At 61.4% G+C, this 18,130-nt stretch carries 16 protein-coding genes; 11 read left to right on the top strand and 5 right to left on the bottom strand.

All coding sequences use genetic code 11. The features are described from left to right. Position 1 precedes the first annotated feature (1 nt). The 5 genes from ACNA1V_RS03695 (at position 2) to ACNA1V_RS03715 (ending at position 5,881) form a co-directional block, all read left to right on the top strand. Positions 2-931 (top strand): electron transfer flavoprotein subunit alpha/FixB family protein, encoded by a 930-nt coding sequence (locus ACNA1V_RS03695; RefSeq protein ID WP_415832241.1) that lies wholly within the window; start codon positions 2-4, stop codon positions 929-931. Between the two features lie 330 nt (positions 932-1,261). Then, a complete protein-coding gene (gene kdsA / locus ACNA1V_RS03700; protein WP_415832242.1) occupies positions 1,262-2,131 on the top strand; it encodes a 3-deoxy-8-phosphooctulonate synthase in 870 nt (289 codons plus the stop codon). A 1-nt stretch (position 2,132) separates the two neighbouring features. Continuing rightward, positions 2,133-2,888 (top strand): 3-deoxy-manno-octulosonate cytidylyltransferase, encoded by a 756-nt coding sequence (gene kdsB / locus ACNA1V_RS03705; RefSeq protein ID WP_415832243.1) that lies wholly within the window; start codon positions 2,133-2,135, stop codon positions 2,886-2,888. A gap of 158 nt (positions 2,889-3,046) precedes the next feature. Further along, positions 3,047-3,475 carry a hypothetical protein gene (locus ACNA1V_RS03710; RefSeq protein ID WP_415832244.1) on the top strand — a complete coding sequence of 143 codons (429 nt, stop codon included), beginning with the start codon at positions 3,047-3,049 and terminating at the stop codon, positions 3,473-3,475. Between the two features lie 252 nt (positions 3,476-3,727). Continuing rightward, positions 3,728-5,881 (top strand): TonB-dependent copper receptor, encoded by a 2,154-nt coding sequence (locus ACNA1V_RS03715; RefSeq protein ID WP_415832415.1) that lies wholly within the window; start codon positions 3,728-3,730, stop codon positions 5,879-5,881. Positions 5,882-5,944: 63 nt separating this feature from the next. Here ACNA1V_RS03715 and ACNA1V_RS03720 read toward each other — a convergent pair whose 3' ends face one another. The 4 genes from ACNA1V_RS03720 to ACNA1V_RS03735 form a co-directional block, all read right to left on the bottom strand. Beyond that, positions 5,945-6,943 carry an Rpn family recombination-promoting nuclease/putative transposase gene (locus ACNA1V_RS03720; protein WP_415832245.1) on the bottom strand — a complete coding sequence of 333 codons (999 nt, stop codon included), beginning with the start codon at positions 6,941-6,943 and terminating at the stop codon, positions 5,945-5,947. 213 nt (positions 6,944-7,156) lie between these two features. Then, entirely contained in the window at positions 7,157-8,632 is a 1,476-nt protein-coding gene (locus ACNA1V_RS03725) for an ABC transporter substrate-binding protein (RefSeq protein WP_415832246.1), read from the bottom strand. A gap of 24 nt (positions 8,633-8,656) precedes the next feature. Beyond that, a complete protein-coding gene (locus ACNA1V_RS03730; RefSeq protein WP_415832247.1) occupies positions 8,657-9,559 on the bottom strand; it encodes an ABC transporter permease in 903 nt (300 codons plus the stop codon). Next, positions 9,556-10,506, bottom strand: coding sequence for an ABC transporter permease (locus ACNA1V_RS03735; protein ID WP_415832248.1), 951 nt, complete (start codon positions 10,504-10,506; stop codon positions 9,556-9,558). The genes ACNA1V_RS03730 and ACNA1V_RS03735 overlap by 4 nt, the downstream gene beginning before the upstream one ends. Positions 10,507-10,953: 447 nt before the next feature. Here ACNA1V_RS03735 and ACNA1V_RS03740 point away from each other — a divergent pair, with 447 nt between their 5' ends. Then, entirely contained in the window at positions 10,954-11,601 is a 648-nt protein-coding gene (locus ACNA1V_RS03740; protein WP_415832249.1) for a peroxiredoxin, read from the top strand. Between the two features lie 217 nt (positions 11,602-11,818). After that, positions 11,819-12,679, top strand: coding sequence for a M23 family metallopeptidase (locus ACNA1V_RS03745; RefSeq protein WP_415832250.1), 861 nt, complete (start codon positions 11,819-11,821; stop codon positions 12,677-12,679). A gap of 27 nt (positions 12,680-12,706) precedes the next feature. Here the strand turns inward: ACNA1V_RS03745 and ACNA1V_RS03750 are convergent, their stop codons facing one another. Continuing rightward, positions 12,707-13,573, bottom strand: a complete 867-nt coding sequence (locus tag ACNA1V_RS03750; protein WP_415832251.1) for an alpha/beta hydrolase — start codon at positions 13,571-13,573, stop codon at positions 12,707-12,709. 369 nt (positions 13,574-13,942) lie between these two features. On the opposite strand from ACNA1V_RS03750, the gene ACNA1V_RS03755 reads away from it, so the two are divergent. From ACNA1V_RS03755 to ACNA1V_RS03770, 4 genes are all read left to right on the top strand, one after another. Further along, positions 13,943-14,356 carry a hypothetical protein gene (locus ACNA1V_RS03755; RefSeq protein ID WP_415832252.1) on the top strand — a complete coding sequence of 138 codons (414 nt, stop codon included), beginning with the start codon at positions 13,943-13,945 and terminating at the stop codon, positions 14,354-14,356. Positions 14,357-14,562: 206 nt separating this feature from the next. Further along, positions 14,563-14,970, top strand: a complete 408-nt coding sequence (rplS, locus tag ACNA1V_RS03760; protein WP_415832253.1) for a 50S ribosomal protein L19 — start codon at positions 14,563-14,565, stop codon at positions 14,968-14,970. Between the two features lie 413 nt (positions 14,971-15,383). Beyond that, on the top strand, positions 15,384-16,646 hold the full coding sequence (locus ACNA1V_RS03765) for a class I SAM-dependent methyltransferase (RefSeq protein ID WP_415832254.1): 1,263 nt from the start codon (positions 15,384-15,386) through the stop codon (positions 16,644-16,646). 411 nt (positions 16,647-17,057) lie between these two features. Next, positions 17,058-18,101 carry an ABC transporter substrate-binding protein gene (locus ACNA1V_RS03770; protein WP_415832255.1) on the top strand — a complete coding sequence of 348 codons (1,044 nt, stop codon included), beginning with the start codon at positions 17,058-17,060 and terminating at the stop codon, positions 18,099-18,101. Positions 18,102-18,130 lie beyond the last annotated feature (29 nt).

Below are 18,130 nucleotides of genomic sequence, written 5' to 3' on the forward strand. Positions count from 1 at the left end.
GATGGCTATCCTGGTAATTGCTGAACACGATAATGCCCAGTTGAAGGGCGCTACCCTGAATACCGTGGCGGCTGCGGCAGCCATCGGTGGTGATGTGCACGTGCTGGTAGCCGGTTCCCAGGCGGCCGGTGTGGCGGAGCAAGCGGCCAAGGTCGCTGGCGTAGCCAAGGTGTTGCTGGCCGATGCGCCGCAATTGGCCGAAGGCCTGGCCGAAAACCTGTCCGAACAGGTGCTGGCGGTGGCAGGCGGCTATAGCCACATCCTGTTCCCGGCAACGGCTTCGGGCAAGAACGTGGCTCCCCGGGTGGCAGCGCGTCTGGATGTCGCCCAGGTCTCGGATATCATTGCGGTCGATTCCGCCGATACGTTCCAACGCCCGATTTATGCGGGCAATGCCATTGCCACGGTGCAATCGGCGGATCCGGTCAAGGTGCTGACGGTGCGTACGACGGCATTCGACGCTGCGCCTGCGGCAGGCGGCAGCGCCACGCTTGAAAACGTGGCGGCGGTGGCGGACAGCGGTCTGTCGCAATTTGTCAGCCGTGAAGTGGCTGCCAGCGAGCGTCCGGAGCTGACGGCGGCGACTGTCGTGGTGTCGGGCGGGCGTGGTCTGGGCAGCGCCGAGAACTTCAAGCTGCTCGAGCCGCTGGCGGATAAGCTGGGTGCGGCGCTGGGCGCTTCGCGTGCGGCCGTCGATGCGGGCTATGCGCCCAATGACTGGCAAGTGGGGCAGACGGGCAAGATCGTCGCGCCGCAACTGTATGTGGCCGTCGGTATTTCCGGTGCCATCCAGCATCTGGCCGGGATGAAGGATTCCAAAGTGATCGTGGCGATCAACAAAGATCCGGAAGCGCCGATTTTCGGTGTGGCAGATTACGGTGTCGAAGCCGATCTGTTCCAGGCTGTGCCGGCATTGACCGCCGCGCTTTGAGGCTTGATAACGTCGTACCACCCCAGGGCTGAGTCCTGACGGGGTACGGCTCGCGCTGCAAGCGCCCCTGGTTCGCCGTCATGACAGGCGTATCAGGGGCGTTTTTCATGGCGCTCGGCGGCGGGCCACCAGGCATTCCGCTGGCCAGGGGCCGAGTACCAGCCGGGCTGAGGGACACACAGCGCAGCAGGGCCCAGGGCCCGCCATCGGCCTGCGGCAGAGGCAGTGGCCGATGGCAAAACTGCGGCATTGTCCAGGGGCTTGCTTGGGAGAGGCTGGCGCTCTCAGGTATCATCTCGGCTTGCCGAATATGACTCTTGCGCGACTATCATGACCGCCTCTCCCCCGATCGCCGTTGAAATCATCCCTGGAATGGTTTGCGCCAATGACAGGCCGTTTGTGCTGTTTGGCGGTATCAATGTCCTGGAATCCCGCGACCTGGCCTTCCGGGCGTGCGAAGCCTATCAGGCAGTGACGACCAAGCTGGGGATTCCGTATGTGTTCAAGGCTTCGTTCGACAAGGCCAACCGTTCGTCCATTCATTCTTTCCGTGGGCCTGGCTTGCACGAGGGGCTGGAAATCTTCCGTGCGGTCAAAGAGCGTTTCGATGTTCCGGTATTGACGGATGTGCATGAGCCGGAGCAGGCTGCCGCGGCCGCCGAGGTGATCGACGTCTTGCAACTGCCGGCTTTCCTGGCGCGCCAGACGGATCTGGTCGTGGCGCTGGCTAGGACGGGCAAGGTGGTCAATATCAAAAAGCCGCAGTTCCTCAGCCCGACGCAAGTGGCCAATATCGTTGAGAAATTTCATGAGGCCGGCAACCAGCGCCTGCTGGTCTGCGAACGCGGCAGCTGCTTTGGCTACGACAATCTGGTTGTCGATATGCTGGGCTTCGGTGTGATGAAGAAAGTGACGCGCAATCTGCCGCAGATTTTCGATGTGACACATGCCTTGCAGCAGCGGGATCCGATGGGGGCGGCGTCGGGCGGTCGCCGGGAGCAGGTGGCGGAGTTGGCGCGCGCAGGGATGGCCGTCGGCCTGGCCGGCCTGTTTCTGGAGGCGCATCCGGATCCTGCACAGGCCAAATGCGATGGCCCCAGCGCTTTGCCGCTGGATCAGCTCGAACCCTTCCTGGCCCAGCTCAAGGCGCTGGATGATCTGGTGAAGGGGTTTGCGCCGCTGCAGATTGCAGGAGCCTGAGATGCGTGTGGCCATTGTGATTCCGGCACGTTACGCCTCGTCGCGGCTGCCGGGCAAGCCCTTGCTGGATATTCATGGCAAGCCGATGGTGCAGCATGTCTATGAGCGTGCCTGCGAAGCCCGTGGCGTTGACCATGTCGTTGTGGCGACGGATGATGAACGCATCCTGGCGGCTGTACGCGCTTTTGGCGGCCAGGCGGTCATGACCCGGGAAGATCATCCTTCGGGCACGGATCGTCTGGCAGAGGTCATGGCAGCCCTGCCGGCCGAGGTGTACATCAATGTGCAGGGCGACGAGCCCATGATACGTCCCGGCGATATCGAGATCCTGGCCGAAGGCATGCGCGCCGATCCCGGAATTGCCGTGGCAACGCTATGCCATCCCATCAGTGCAGAAGACGCCCAGGATCCCAATCAGGTCAAGGTCGTGCTGGCGGACAACGGGGATGCGCTGTATTTCAGCCGCGCCCGCATTCCGTATGTGCGGGATGCCGATACGGCGGTGACCTATCTCAAACATATCGGTATTTATGCCTACCGGCAGGATGTCCTGCGTGATTATGCCGGTCTGCCGCGTCCGGTCATGGAGCGGGCCGAGCAATTGGAGCAATTGCGATTGCTGGCGGCAGGATTGCGTATTCGCGCCTGGCAGGTTGAGGCAGTCGGTCCGGGCGTGGATACGCCCGAGGGGCTCGAGCGGGTACGCGAATTGATGGCAGGCACAGGCGTCAAGCCTGGCTGCGGCACCGCTCACTGAACATGCGGCAGGACGTGCCTACGTCTGCTTCAAGACCTGGCCCCAGCGTGCCAGGCGACGCGCAGTCGTGGGCGCGCCCTGCGATAGCCGGCGTCGGAAGGCACCGCGCGTGGCGGCAAGCATGTCATCACGCCGGGCGTCGCTACGCGTGGCCGGCATTGCTGGCAAGCCGTCTGGGTGTCATGCTGCTGTTGATGGCATTGATGGGCTTGCGTGCCATCATTCCCAATGGCTACATGATAGATGCCGCGGCCGCGCGCGCCGGGCATTATGCATTGATGCCTTGCCCGGCCACTGGCTGGCGCTGGCCGGCAGAGGTGCCGGCCGCGCCACATCATGAGGCGCATGGCGAGCATCATGTCCGGGCGCTGGACGGGCATGCTAGTGAAGTTGAACATATCAGCGTGGATTGCCCGACGGGCATCATGCTGGCCCACGCGGTGGTTCCCAGCTTGTGGTGGCCACCGGTGCTGGCGCTGGTGCCGGCCTGGGTACAACCCCTGCCGCGGGCGGTAGCGCCCCGCATTGCCTATGGCCCTGTCTGCGGCCCACCGGTCGGGGCGCAGGCACCACCCATCCTTTCATAGTCTGTCTTTGTTCCTGTTTTGCTGCCACATGGCCGGTCCATGCGGGTGACGGTGTTCGGCATGCCATTTTGCATGCCCGAACTCGTGCCTGAACCGGGCAGCGAGGCTTGCTGACCTCCCGGCCTATCAGGCCCGGTGGGCTGGCGCGGCCGACAGGATGTCCTGAGTAGGTTTCCAGAGCATGACGCGTCTGCTTCGTCACGATGTCTGCACGCGCCATGCCAGACGATGAAAGGTTTTTGAATGTCCGCAATGATTCGCGCCCAGGCGCAAGTTTCCGTTTCTTCATCCCGCCCGCAGGCGGGTCTTTCCCTGCATGTGTTGTGCGCCGCGCTGGCGGCCGCTTTGCCCTGGGTGGCCCAGGCCGATAAAGTGGCCGATGGCGGCCGTCTGGCACCAGTGGTGATTACCGCCTTGCCGCCCAGCTCGCCACTGGTCATCGAAACGGATCCAAAGATTCCGCGCCAGCCCTTGCCGGCAGCCGATGGCGCGGATTACCTCAAAACGATTCCAGGTTTCACGGCGGTGCGTAGTGGCGGCGCCAACGCCGATCCTGTGTTGCGCGGCATGTTCGGTTCGCGCCTGAATATTCTGGTGGATGACACCACGATGCTGGGGGCGTGCCCCAGCCGGATGGATACGCCGGTATCGTATATCGCACCGGAAAACTTCGATGAGCTGATCGTGGTCAAGGGGCCGCAAACCGTGTTGTGGGGGCCGGGTGCCTCAGCCGGCACGGTACGTTTCGAGCGCAGCAAGCCTGTGTTTGCCGAGGAGGATGCGCCGGTGCGCTTCGAAGGCAGCGTGGTGGGCGGTTCCTGGGGGCGCAACGACCAGAATGCCGATCTGACGGTAGGCAATGAGCATATCTACGCGCGTGTGGCGGCCAATCACTCGCATTCCCAGAACTACAAGGATGGCAATGGCGATGAGGTGCCGTCGCGCTGGGATAAATGGAACGTCGATCTGGCGGTGGGCCTGACGCCGGATACGGATACCCTGTATGAATTCACGGCAGGGGTGGGGGATGGCGAGGCGCGCTCGGCAGGACGGGGCATGGATGGCACGCGTTTCAAGCGCGAAAGTGTCGGCTTCCGTTTCGAGAAGGAAAACATCACGCCGTGGCTGGAAAAAGTGGAAGCCAGGGTCTATCACAACTATGCGGATCACGTGATGGATAACTACAAGCTGCGTGATCCGGATCCGAGCAGCATGATGCCCATGCCGATGGCCAGCAATGTGGATCGCACGACCAACGGCGGGCGTGTGGCAGGAACCTTCCGCCTGGCCGATGCCTTCAAGCTGACGGCTGGCCTGGATGCCAGGCATGATACCCATCGTGCCCGCAGTGCCATGGCGGGCATGGGTGGCGGTCATGGGGGGCATGGCGGTCATGGAGGAGGCCATGGCGGCATGGGCATGGGAAGCATGTCCGTGGATTACCAGAGCAAGCCGCGTGTCAAGGATGCTGCCTTTGACAATATCGGCGTTTTTGGTGAGCTGCACTGGGATCTGGCTGAAGAGCGCCGAGTGATCACCGGGTTGCGTGTGGATCGCGCCGAGGTCAAGGATTACCGGGCTGCATCGCCTACCTATGGAGACAAGCGCAGCAAGACCCTGCCGTCCGCCTTTGCACGCTATGAAGCCGATCTTTCCAGCCTGCCGATGAGCTGGTACATCGGCGTGGGACATGTGCAGCGCATGCCGGATTACTGGGAGCTGTTCTCGCCCACGATGGGACCGGTAGGCAGCGTCAATGCGTTTTCCAGCATCAAGCCGGAAAAGACCACGCAGCTGGATATCGGTGCGGATTACAAGGGCGATAATTTTGATGCCTGGATTTCCGCCTATGCCGGTCATGTGACGGATTACATCCTGTTTGATTACAACGTGCATGCCATGGGCGGCGGTCACGGCGCGGCCAGTCGTGCGGAAAACATCAACGCGCGCACGCTGGGCGGCGAATTGGGTGCGGGTTACAACTGGACGTCGGCGTTTCGTACCGAGGCCAGTCTGGCTTATGCCTGGGGCCGCATGAGTGGCGGTGGCGCATTGCCGCAGCAACCGCCACTGGAAGTCCGCCTGAGTGCTACCTACGATGATGGTACCTGGTCGGCAGGGGCCTTGTGGCGCCTGGTGTCCAGCCAGAACCGTTATTCGGATGGGCTGGGCAACGTGGCCAGCAAGGATTTCGGCGCTACGCCGGGATATGGCGTGCTGTCGTTGAATGGCGGGTATGCCATCGACAAACGCTGGCAGCTGAATGTGGGAATTGACAATCTGCTGGACAAAACCTACCACGAGCATCTGAACATGGCTGGCAATGGTGCCTGGGGCTATGCGGCAAGCACGGCCATCAATGAACCGGGCCGTACCTTCTGGGCGCGTCTGGGCATGAAGTTCTGATTTTTGTGAGGCAAAGCGCAGCGGGTATGGGTTGCCCGCTGCGCAGCGGGCAGGTCAGGCAGGTCAGCGGAATATGTCTTCCTGTACCGCAGCATCCAGCAATCGTTCCGCCCATTGTTCCATCTCGGGGATGCTGGCCTGGGCCAGATGTCGCTGGCTTGCCGGGGTGAGGCTACCGAATTTTCGTGTCAGCTGACGCTGTAGCGTCGTTCTCAGGCTGGCGGCATGGCCTTCCTCGCGCCCTGCTGCCAAACCTGCCTGATGTCCTTGTTGCCTGGCATCTTCCAGGCCAAGCCAGTAGTCGGCAACGGCCATTTCCCGGCGTACGGCGATCAGGCGCAGGTCGCGTTCAGAGTACATGTCTTCGAGATGCTGGATGGCTTCGCGGACGGGCGGGTGTTCGATCTGGTTCATACGGTCCTCTTCCAGGTTGTGCCGCAGGCAGGCGATCCAGGCAGAGAGTGCAGGGGGAAAGGCGTGCAGTGTTTCTGCCTTGGTGAGTTCGATTATATGGACCTGCATGGCCTGTCCCAAACCGGGCTGCAGCTGCACGGCCGGACGTTGCGAGTCGCGTAGCGTGAAGTGCCAGTCGGCCTGTGCGGGGTAGTCGGGGTAGAGGTCATGGCCCAGCAGGCTGATGCTGACGGCGGGTTTAAGTGCTTGATATTCCTGCCCGGTGTCGAGCTGGTCGGAGAGCATGCGGGCGAGGTAGAACAGATTGCGCTGCGGCCATTGGGGGTAATGGCGCAGCTGCATTTCGACATTGAAGAAGCTGCCGCAGGCATCCTTGGCCAGGATATCCAGAATAATCTGTTTGCTGGAAACGTCAGCGGGAAGAATATTCGGGTTGCGTATCTGCACGACCTGGATGGGAGGATAGCGATAGCGCACGGCGTTGATCAGGTCGGTCAGCAGATGTGGCTGGCGCGAGAAGAGCGTCTTGAACACAAGATCATTGCTGAGTGCCAGCGCCCGGCGGACGGCAGCCGATGGTGAGGGCGGCGGTGGTGGTGCTGATGGATGGTTGGCTGTTGGGCCGGCATTCTTGCGTGGAGTCATCATGAGCGTGGCGCCTGTATGCAGAAACGGGACAGGCACCAGTCTGAACCCGCGTCCGTGGTCTGGCGGGCTGAAAGACTCACATCCAGGCTGGGCAAATATACCCAGTGCGGGCAAGGTGGAGCGATGGCAGGTGAGGGGGCATGGCACGAACCTGCTCTAGCCGGTTCGTGCATGAGAGATCCGGCCCGGGGGAATGCGAGCCGGTGGTGGGGGCTACTGCTGCCTGCGCCAGGAAGCGAAGTCAGTAATGAAGACGGGAACATCCTTGCGCATGCCGCTGATCCCTTTGCGTGCAATGCTGATCCATTGCGGCTGGTACAGGAAGGCTGCCGCGGCATCGTTGGCGAGCTGGCGCTGGGCTGCCTGCAGGGCTTCGATACGGCTGGCTTCATCCCCTGCCGTCCGCGTAGCCTGATACAGATCCTGGAAAGTCTGGGAGTCATAGCCGGTGTAATAGTCCGGATTGGCGAAATTGCCCAGATCCAGCGGCTCGACATGCGACACGATAGTGAGGTCGTAATCATGCTCGCCGCCATAGACATTGGCCAGCCATTGCGCCCATTCCACATTCTTGATGCGCGCCTGTATGCCTGCCTGCGCCAGCAAGGCAGCGATGATTTCGCCCCCCTGGCGGGCATAGGGAGGGGGAGGCAGCAGGAGATCCACTTGGAGCGGCGATGTCAGGCCTGCTTCCTTGAGCAGCGCCTTGGCCTTGGCCGGATCGTAAGGGTTGATAGCAGTGGTATCGACGTAAGCGCTGGTGCCCGGTGTATAGAAACTGCCGATGGGCAGGCCGTAGCCTTCGGCAGCACCCTCAATGACGGCGTCGCGGTCGATGGCGGCCAGGATGGCGCGGCGAACCCGGACATCGTCCAGGGGCGCGCGCCGCTGGTTGATGGCCATCATGGTTTTGGCGCGTGATCCACCGATCACGATATCAAAGCGCGGGTCCTGCTGTAGCCGGGGCAGGCTGCGCGAGGCCTGGATACGGGGGAATGCGTCGATATCCCCCGCCAGCAGCGCGGCAGCCTGGGCGGCGGGATCGCTGATGAAGCGTATCGTGACTTCGTCCAGCGCCACCTGGTCCGCATTGCGGTAGTCCGGCCACTTCTTCAGTTGCAGCCGGCTGCCGCGTTGCCAGTCTGCCAACTGGTACGGGCCGGTACCCGTAGGCTGGGTGGCGTTGGTCGCCACGCTGCCTGGTTCGACAATGGCGGCTGTCATCATCCCCAGACGGAAAGGGAGATCCGGGTCAGCCTGTGGTAGCGTGATTTGCACCGTCAGCGGATCGGGCGTGGCGATCTGCCATTGGGAAAAGTGTCGCCTGTCTTTATTGGTGCTGTTGTCAGCGCCCGCGCGCTCAAAGGAAAAGCGCACCGTTTCCGCATCCAGAGGGGCACCGTTGTGAAAACGGACGCCTTCGCGCAGGCGGAAGGTATAGGTCTTGCCGTCATCGGAAACCGTCCAGTTCTCTGCCAGCAAGGGCGTCACACTGCCATCTTCCTGGATCTTGGTCAGGGTTTCGTAGATGTTGTACAGGGTGACGTCGGCAATGGTTTCCGCCGCATTGGCGGTCGGGTCCAGGGCGGGGGGTTCCAGCGTCATGCCGATAGTCAGGCGCTCTGGCGCCGCTAGCGCCAGCATGGGCAAGGCACTCAGGGCGCAGCCCAGTAGCAGTTTTCCTAGCATGTGAGTCTCTCCGGTTTTTGTTTTTCAGGCAGTCAGGCGTCGCCGCGACGGAGCCAGCCGAGGGTCCAGGGCATCGCGCAGTCCATCGCCCAGCAGGTTCAGGCCCATGACGGCCAGCACAATGGCTGCGCCAGGGTAGAACGCCAGTTCCGGCGCAGTAAATATCATGGACTGCGCTTCACTCAGCATTCTGCCCCATGAGGGGGCCGGGGGTTGCACGCCCAGGCCCAGATAGGACAGTGCGGATTCAGCCAGAATAGCGATGGAAAACTGCAGGGTAGCCTGGACAATCAGCGGTGAGGCCAGATTGGGCAAGACATGGCGCAGTGCGATATGCCACTCGGTACGGCCGGCTGCCCTGGCTGCCGCGATGTATTCCATTTGCCAGATGACACCGGCAGAAGCGCGGGTCACTCGCGTAAAGGTGGGAACCATCGCCAGCGCGATGGCCAGGATGGCAATATCCAGCCCCGGGCCGTTTTCCGATGCGGCAGCCAGGATCGTTGCCAGCAAAATGGCAGGGAAGGCAAAACTGAAATCCGCGGCACGCATGATGGCTTCATCCAGCCAGCCGCCGCGCATGGCAGCGAGCAGCCCCAGGAATGCCCCCGCCAGCAAGCCCAGCGTGACGGAAACCGCCCCGGCCAGCAGGCTGCTGGCGGCGCCGGCCATCAACAATGAAGCGATGTCTCGTCCCAGCGGATCTGTACCTAGCCAGTGTGCCGGGGAGGCTGGCAGCAGCCTGGCCTTCATGTTGATACCATCCACCGGCCAGGGGGTCCACACTTCAGCCAGCAAAGCGATGCCCACGAACAGCGCCACCAGCACGGCCCCGGCGACAAAGCGCGGTTGTCGCAGCAAACGGTACGCCAGGCCGCGCTGACGGCGTGCGGTTGTCGGAGCGGCAGCAAGGGAGGGCGGGGTCATGCCAGCGCCCTCCGTTTGCGAGGGTCGGCCAGACCGCAAGCCAGGTCGGCCAGAAAATTCACGCAGATCACCATCAATGCCAGGAACAGCACGGCATTGCGAACGACCACAAGATCACGGTTGGCAATGGATTGCAGAATCAGGCGGCCCAGGCCGGGCAGGTTGAAGACGTTTTCTATCACGATGGCACCGGCCAGCAGGTGTGCGAACTGCAGACCGGCGATGGTCAGGATGGGAATCAAGGCATTGCGCAGGACATGGCGGGCGAGCACCAGGTGACGAGGCAGGCCTTTGGCCATGGCGGTGCGCACATAATCCTCGCGTAGCACATCCAGTACGGCGGCACGGGTGATGCGGGCCAGAACGGCTGCCTGCACCAGCGCCAGGGCAATGGCGGGCAGCACCAGCGCCTGCAGCGCTGCCAGAGGCCCATTCTGCCAGCCGGGAAATCCACCGGCCTGAAACCATTGCAATTGCACGGCGAAAACAATAATCAGCAGAATGCCCAGCCAGAAGCCAGGCACGGCCAACCCGAGCTGGCAAATACCCATGACCAGCAAATCTCCGCTGCGGCCATGGCGCAGCGCAGCGTAAATGCCGGCAGCCAATGCCAGCAGAATGGTCAGTGCCATGGCGGCCAGGGCCAGCGGCAGGGTCAAGGCCATGCGCTTGGCAATCAGGTCGGCAACGGGAATGTTATAGGCATGGCTATCACCCAGCTGGCCGGACAACAGGCCGGACAACCATTGCAGATAGCGTTGCCAGGCAGGCAGATCCAGGCCCAGGCGAGTCGTCAGGGCAGCGACGGCTTCCGGGGGCGCATCCGGGCCCAGGCTCATCTGGGCGGCATTGCCGGGCAGTACTTCCAGTGCCAGGAAAATCAGCAAGGTGGCGACGGCCAGTGTGGCCAGCAGGCCTGCCGCCCGTCGTGCCAGGTAGTGTTGCATGAGGCAGATCAGAAGGCGGACGGAACAGACGGCACGGCCGTCCTGCCGGTACAGGCTGGCTGTACCGGACAAGCCGGGAGACATTGCCGCGAGATGTTCACAATCGCCATCCTTGGACGGAAAAGCGCAATATACCCTGTCGCGCGGCAGGGATGTTGGCCGGCCGGCTGGCAGAACGGGATCGCCAGCCAGCGCAGCCAGGCACGCGTCTCAGGCGGGGCGGCGTAGTTTGCGTGGGGCGGCTTTTGCCGGGAACAGGGCTGCACAGAGCATGGTTGGGGGCGGGAAATCCATATTTCATTATTTGGATAAACCCTGTCGAAATAGCATAAAGTTATATGAAAAACTTATTTCCCAAGCTAGGGGGCCAGTGTGACAATCGTTTCATCACTTCCGTGATGCCGCCGTTTCTGCCGCAGGCATCGCCATCATCGCAAGAGGTTATTCATGAGCAACACTTTGAGGCTGGGCGATATTGCCCCTGATTTCGAGCAGGATTCCTCCATCGGCCGCATCCGCTTCTACGATTTCCTGGGCGACCAATGGGGTGTGCTGTTCTCGCACCCGGCCGATTTCACGCCTATCTGCACGACCGAACTGGGTTACACCGCCAAGTTGGCCGATGAGTTCGCCAAGCGCAATGTGAAAGTGCTGGCGCTGTCGGTGGATGGCGTCGATTCGCATGGCCGCTGGATCGACGACATCAATGATACGCAGAACACCACGGTGAATTTCCCCATTTTGGCGGATGAGGATCGCAAGGTCTCGACCTTGTACGACATGATCCACCCCAACGCGAATTCCACGCTGACGGTGCGTTCGGTGTTCATCATCGACCCCAACAAGAAAGTGCGTCTGACGCTGACGTATCCCGCCAGCACGGGCCGCAACTTCAATGAAATTCTGCGCGTGATCGACTCGCTGCAGCTGACCGACAACTACAGCGTCGCGACTCCGGTGAATTGGGAAGACGGCGACGACGTCGTGATCGTACCGTCGCTGAAGGACGAAGAAGTCATCAAGCAGAAGTTCCCCAAGGGCTACAAGGCACTGCGCCCCTATCTGCGCCTGACGCCGCAGCCCAACAAGGACTGATCGTTCTGATTCCGCGGTTGCTGGAAACCAGCGGCCTGCCCTGTGATGGGGCAGGCCGTTGTGCTTTTTCCATGGTGCTTCCCGCCAAGCCTGCTCCCAGGGTACTCTGTGCGCCAGGCTTGGCTGGCGCCGCCGTTGCAGGCTGCCATCACAGTGCTGTGCCTGAGGCATGGCCGGCGCTAACCCAGGTCGATGAACGGGAATCAGGGGAGTCAGTATGTCAGAAGTTACAGAGTGCCAGCGCGTTCGTCGCCGCCTGGTGGCCATGGTGTTGGCATTGCCGGCGCTGGGTGTCATGGTGCCGGCAGCAGCGCAGCCAGATGACCAGCGGGTCGTGTTTCCTGCTGCGGTACAGCAGGGGACGCTGGTCATTGGCAGGGTTCCGCCGGGCAGTTCGGTGCAGTACGGCGGGCGGCAATTGCGGGTGACGCCTTATGGATCCGTGGTGTTTGGTATCGGCCGTGATGAACGGGGCCCGGCACAGGTGACGGTAACCTTGCCGGATGGCACCACGCAACAGCCGAGTATCCGTATCGAACCGCGTGATTGGCCTTTGCAGCATGTGAATGGCGTGCCAGCGGCAACGGTGGAGCCGCCGCCAGCGATTGCCCGCCGTATCCAGGCAGAGCAGGCCAGGGTGGTGGCGGCACGGGAGCGCGATGATGAACGGGCCGATTTCGCACAGGAATTCATCTGGCCGGTGCAAGGCCGCATCAGCGGCCGGTTCGGGCGGGCGCGGGTGTATAACGGCAAGCCCGGTTCCCCCCATTCAGGCATGGATATCGCCGCGCCCAGCGGTACGCCGGTCAAGGCGCCAGCGGCAGGCATCATTACTTTCGCTGATCCCGATCTGTACCTGACTGGCGGCACGATTCTGCTGGATCATGGGCATGGCGTCAGTTCGAATTTCCTGCATTTGTCGCGCATAGATGTCAAAGTCGGACAGCGCGTGCAACAAGGCGATGTGATTGGTGCCGTTGGCTCCACCGGGCGCTCGACGGGGCCCCATCTGCACTGGGGCATGAACTGGTTCGGCGTGCGCGTGGATCCGCAGCTGGTACTGGAACGCAAGCGTTGACCTGATGCGCGGGCGGTTGCCGCAGCGTTACTCGACGAAGGCGAATTCGAGTACCCGGCGCGCGCCGTGCATGAGCATGTCGAAATGATCATGCTCTGCCGCGACGATGTTGCGGATCGCCACGCCGGGGTTGGCCGAGGCAAGCAGCCCGGCCGCTTCGTTAACGCAACTGACCATGGCGCGGTGAGTCAGATGGGCCAGCCGCGCCGGTGGCAGTTCGGCGCTTGGATATTGCTCCTCGCGGCCGACGGTCAGCATGACCTGTTCAACCTGTGGTGACAAACGGCTTGCGCCCTCGCGCAGGCGGCGCATGGGCAGGGCATTGCTGAACCAGAGCGAAGGGCTGGCCGCCCAGTAGCGCTGGAACGGCGCGGTGGCCGACATCAAGGTATCCACCGTGAACAGGCCGCCATAGGAAAACCCGAACAGCGTATGACGGTTGGCATCCAGCGGAAACTGCGCGGCGATAAGCGGCCGCAGTTCATCCACCAGGAAATGCCGGAATGCCTCCGCTCCGCCAAATTCCGGTGATAGCTGGTCGCCTGTGTCGGTGTCGGGAGCCGGGGTGTAATCGCAGGCGCGTGCGTCAACATTGAAGGGACTATCGCCAGTATGGGCTATGCCGACTACCAGGCCGACGGGTAGTCCGGCGATGCCGGGGCGGCGGCCGGCCTGGGGCGCTTGCATGGGGCGCGGCAGGGACACGCTGGCCAGGGGGAAGCTGGCCGCGCCATCCAGCATCCAGAGTACCGGATAGCCGGTGACAGGGGCAGGCGTGTGCGGGATGCTGACAAAAATACGATACAGGCGGCCGGTATGGGCAGAGCGCCGGTCGAATTGCCAGGCTGCCTGCAGTTGCGCGGTTTGCCAGCCAGCTGGCGTGGGCGGCAGCATGCCCGGATGAGAAACGCCAGAGCGGGAGTTGTGGCGGTGCGGGGGAGCGGGGTGATGAGGCATCTGGCTGGAAAGGGAAAACAGGGCGGTCAGTAAGGGCTGGGGCCAGGCGCAAAGCGGCCAGTGTTGTGTGGCTGCCGCGTCCGCGACAAAACTGCTTGCAGAAAATACTGTGTTTTTATACAGTATCAATCAGCAGGCAGGGTTTGCAACGAAGGCTGGCGCAACACCTGGGCTGCAAGCTCCCCCAAGGCTGCAACAGGGGGTCCGGGTGACGCTGCATTGTTGCAGGCCTCACCATCATGTGCCTCGATGCGGCAGGTTTTCAGCACAGCCGCACAGTGCCAGTTTCCTTGCCGGAGCGATCTCATGTCCAGTTCAGCACTCGCCTCTCAGTTTGATTCTATCGCGTTCCCTTTGGCTGCAGGGGCGGCCCAGGCAGTGCGTCGTCCAGTCGCGCATCGCCCTGCCGCTCGTTCATTGGTTGCCGTTCCCGCTGTCGCGCGCCCCATCGAGGCATCTCAGGAAGCGGTAGCGCACGCCGCAGCGCCTGTGGTGCTGCCGGGGACGGGCCGGCAGGTGCGCCAGGCCGGGCAAAGGGCTGCAGGGCATGTCGGGATGGCGGCTCACCAGCACCCGCTCTCAGCACTGGGAAGCATATCCTCGCAGCGGCATGCCGGCACCCTGAGCTTCAAGCAGAAGTTGACGGATGTGCTATTGATCGGCGTCTGGGCGGCGATGATTCCCGGCTTCATGTGGTTGGGGCATTACGCAGGCTTTTGAGCAGACGGGCAGCGGCATGAGCAGGCACGGATGTTCGCTGTGGCCGGAGGCCATGCCGGTACGGCTTGGTCTGGCCCAGGTGTCAGCACCAGAAGCGTAAGTCGCTGAATCTAGTGTAGAATAGCTGGTTTTTCAACGCATCCTCTGCCGGGGTCCAGCAGTTCTGTCCTACAACATCCCCGAGCATGATGGTTCTGGAGCCCTAAATGGCCAACATCATTGAAATCATCGAGCAGGAAGAGATTGCCCGCCTGTCGGCTGGCAAGGTATTCCCCGAGTTCGCTCCCGGCGACACCGTCGTGGTCAACGTCAACGTGGTTGAAGGCACGCGCAAGCGCGTCCAGGCCTACGAAGGCGTCGTTATCGCCAAGCGCAACCGTGGTCTGAATTCCGCCTTCATCGTGCGCAAGATCTCTTCCGGTGAAGCAGTGGAACGTACGTTCCAACTGTACTCGCCGCAAATCGCCTCGATCGAAATCAAGCGCCGTGGTGACGTTCGCCGCGCCAAGCTGTACTACCTGCGTGAGCGTTCCGGCAAGTCGGCTCGCATCAAGGAAAAGCTGGTGCGCAGCAACAAGCGCCAAGCGCAAGCGCAAGCAGCAGCTGCCGAATAAAAATCGGTTGTTTGCTGAAACGGCCTGGAAAGGGTTTCCTTTCCAGGCCGTTTTTTTATTTCTGGTATTGCAATTTGTTTATTGTTGACCAGTGAGTGTCTCAATTTTGTATTTTGTTTTTTAAAAACGCGCTAATCCTTGATTAAGCGGTTTGCCAATTCTCGTCCATAGCGTTTATAACAGTCTGATCACAGGCTCGGATGTTCGCCCGGCGCTATTGCCGGATCGGGCATGCTCCTCCAGCCGTGACCAGACGCCAAAGCAAAACCTTGCGGTTAATGGCAAGGTTTTGCGTGGTGGTTTTCGGGGCGCAAGCTCTCTTGAATGGCGGATATAGGAATCTTGCCATTGAGGGAAGCCTCACAATGGTGTGCCGCCATTGCGGCTGGGATCATTCAGCTTGGGAGATATTGGTGAATCCACTGTTGTCCAAAGTCAGTTCGATTCTGGAAAATCTTGCCACGCCGGTACAAGTTCAATTACCGGGTGGTGAGAAAGTAGGGGCGTCGAACCCCAAAGTTGTGCTTATCGTGCGCGATAAGTCCGTTCTGGCCCGGCTGGTATCAGGAGATATCGGTATTCTGGGTCAGGATTATGTGGAAGGCCGGGTAGATATTCAGGGCAGCATGCGCGACATTATGAGTGCCGCCTCGGAACTGCTGCCAGGTTCTCCGGTCGAGGCGGCGCGCGGTGGCGTGTTCACGGATCTGGTACGCCGCTTGCTGTCGGTATGGCGCCATTCCATCGAACGTGATGCCAAGCAGATCGAGTTTCACTATGACCTGTCAGATGATTTCTACGGTTTGTGGCTGGATCCGCGCCGGGTCTATTCCTGCGCCTATTACGCCAAGCCGGATCTGACATTGGCGCAGGCCCAGGAAGCCAAGCTCGATCTGATCTGCCGCAAGCTGCGCCTGCAGGCGGGCGAGCGTTTTCTGGATGTCGGCGCCGGATGGGGCGGCCTGCTGCTCTGGGCGGCGGAGCATTACGGTGTCGAGGCCGAAGGGATTACCCTTTCTCGCAATCAGCATGCCTATGTCAATCGTCTGATCGAAGAAAAGGGGCTGAGCGGGCGCGTGCGCATGTCCTTGCTGGACTATCGCAAACTCGATACTTCTCGTCCCTATGACAAGATCGCTTCCGTCGGCATGTTCGAGCACGTCGGCCGCGCGCAGATGACCAAGTATTTCGAGCGCTTGGGGCAATTGATCCGTCCCGGCGGCTTGATCATGAATCACGGTATCACGGCTGGCGGTCTCTATAACGCCGAGGTGGGCGGAGGCATGGGCGAGTTCATCGGGAAATACATTTTTCCGGGCGGTGAGCTGACGCATATCAGCCATGTCATCGAAAGCCTGTCCGCAGGCGGCCTGGAAATGCTGGATACGGAAAACCTGCGGCCTCACTATGCCCGAACGCTTTGGGCATGGAGCGATGCGCTGGAGCAGCGCCTTGACGAAGCCTCGCGGATTCTCGGCGGCGAGCAGGGGCAGCGTTCCTTGCGGGCCTACCGTTTGTATCTTGCCGGGTGTGCCGCCGGATTCGAGAATGGCTGGATTGCATTGCACCAGGTCGTCGCCCAGCATCAGCCCAGACGGGGCCGGGCCGATGAGCTGGATTATCCGGCGGGCCAGGCTTATCCGTGGCGGCGCGATGATATCTATCGCACCGATTGACACACGCTGAACGGTGCTGCCGTGCAGCATGCCGTCACCGGGCGCAGTGATGAAAGCGCCCGGATTTGAAAGCCCGATATTCCTTGGAAATACCGGGCTTTTTTGTGCCCGATTCACCGTGCTGATGCCGGTGTTTTTCCTCAGGGTTTTCCTGGGTCATTTGGGGTTTCAATCATTTTTGGTTAAAATGCCCCCTTCTTCATTCAGTTTGATGTCAATTTCGTTGTATTCGTTTTGGCTTCCAGAACGAAAAACGATCCCTTGTGGAGAGCCATGAACTGGCTCCCCGTCAAAAAGTCGGTATGTATTGGCGGTCTTGCCCGTCTTCCGCACACCTTCCTTATCTGCTAAATGGCGTTGTGCCGCTTGTCAAAGGCGGCCCCGCGTCCAAGACCCTTAAGGAGGCGAATCATGAGTGTTTCCCGTCGTTTCAATTCTCGCAATGTGGCGCGCACGCCGCGCAATACACTGCTGGCCGGCGCAATGCTGCTGGCGCTGTCCGGTTTGGCCGGTACGGCGCAGGCGCAATCCGCTCCAGCCTGCGAAGTCAACCGTCCAGTCAACTTTGGCGGTATGAACTGGGAGTCCAACCTGGTGCTGGTCGATGTGCAGCGCTTCATCCTTGAAAAAGGATATGGCTGCAAAACCGATGTGTTGCCCACCGAAACCTTGCCGGCCCTGGCCGCGCTGGAGCGGGGCGACCTCGATGTGAATACGGAAGTCTGGCTCAATAGCGTGGCCGAACCCTGGAGCAAGGCCGAAAGCGGTGGCAAGGTCAAGCGCGTAGGCGAACTGTATATGGGCGGGGAGGCCTGGTATATCCCGCGCTATACGGCGGAACGCTATCCAGAATTGAAGTCGGCGGCAGACCTGCCGAAATTCAAGGATAAATTTGCTGATCCGGAAGAGCCGGGCAAAGGCCGCTTCTATGGCTGCCCGGCCGGTTGGGGCTGCGAAGTCGTGAGTTCCAATCTGTACCGGGCGCTGGGCCTGGAAGACAGCTATACGCTGTATTCGCCGGGGACGGGCGCTGCCCAGAAGGCCGCCCTGACCTCTGCCTACAAGCGCAAACAGGACATCGTGTTCTATTACTGGTCGCCGACGCCGCTGGTTGGTGCGATGGATCTGGTGGAACTCGAATTGCCTCCTTATGACAAGGCGAAGCACGAGTGCCTGACCGCACCCAAGTGCGCCAATCCGGAGCCTAGCGCCTATCCGGAAAATCCGGTGTTCACGGGCCTGAACGTGGCCTTTGCGCAGCAGGCGCCGGGGTTGACCGAGTTCTTCACCAAGATGAGCGTGCCGCTGCCGGTGATGAATGCCACGCTGGCGCATCTTGAAGAAACCGGTGATGACGCTGGCGATGTCGCCCAATGGTTCCTGAAGAACCATGGCGATGTCTGGAAGCAGTGGGTGCCGGAAGAGGTCGCTGCGCGGGTGCAGGCCGGGCTTTAAGCCTGCTCTGACGCCACATCGCAGCACGC

Source organism: Kerstersia similis (genome assembly GCF_965139615.1).
GTDB lineage: Bacteria > Pseudomonadota > Gammaproteobacteria > Burkholderiales > Burkholderiaceae_B > Kerstersia > Kerstersia similis.

Coding starts and splice junctions, on each gene's coding strand:
- ACNA1V_RS03695 (WP_415832241.1), top strand. CDS start 2: ATGGCTATCCTGGTAATTGCTGAACACGATAATGCCCAGTTGAAGGGC.
- kdsA (WP_415832242.1), top strand. CDS start 1,262: ATGACCGCCTCTCCCCCGATCGCCGTTGAAATCATCCCTGGAATGGTT.
- kdsB (WP_415832243.1), top strand. CDS start 2,133: ATGCGTGTGGCCATTGTGATTCCGGCACGTTACGCCTCGTCGCGGCTG.
- ACNA1V_RS03715 (WP_415832415.1), top strand. CDS start 3,728: ATGATTCGCGCCCAGGCGCAAGTTTCCGTTTCTTCATCCCGCCCGCAG.
- ACNA1V_RS03720 (WP_415832245.1), bottom strand. CDS start 6,943: ATGATGACTCCACGCAAGAATGCCGGCCCAACAGCCAACCATCCATCA.
- ACNA1V_RS03725 (WP_415832246.1), bottom strand. CDS start 8,632: ATGCTAGGAAAACTGCTACTGGGCTGCGCCCTGAGTGCCTTGCCCATG.
- ACNA1V_RS03730 (WP_415832247.1), bottom strand. CDS start 9,559: ATGACCCCGCCCTCCCTTGCTGCCGCTCCGACAACCGCACGCCGTCAG.
- ACNA1V_RS03735 (WP_415832248.1), bottom strand. CDS start 10,506: ATGCAACACTACCTGGCACGACGGGCGGCAGGCCTGCTGGCCACACTG.
- ACNA1V_RS03740 (WP_415832249.1), top strand. CDS start 10,954: ATGAGCAACACTTTGAGGCTGGGCGATATTGCCCCTGATTTCGAGCAG.
- ACNA1V_RS03745 (WP_415832250.1), top strand. CDS start 11,819: ATGTCAGAAGTTACAGAGTGCCAGCGCGTTCGTCGCCGCCTGGTGGCC.
- ACNA1V_RS03750 (WP_415832251.1), bottom strand. CDS start 13,573: ATGCTGCCGCCCACGCCAGCTGGCTGGCAAACCGCGCAACTGCAGGCA.
- ACNA1V_RS03755 (WP_415832252.1), top strand. CDS start 13,943: ATGTCCAGTTCAGCACTCGCCTCTCAGTTTGATTCTATCGCGTTCCCT.
- rplS (WP_415832253.1), top strand. CDS start 14,563: ATGGCCAACATCATTGAAATCATCGAGCAGGAAGAGATTGCCCGCCTG.
- ACNA1V_RS03770 (WP_415832255.1), top strand. CDS start 17,058: ATGAGTGTTTCCCGTCGTTTCAATTCTCGCAATGTGGCGCGCACGCCG.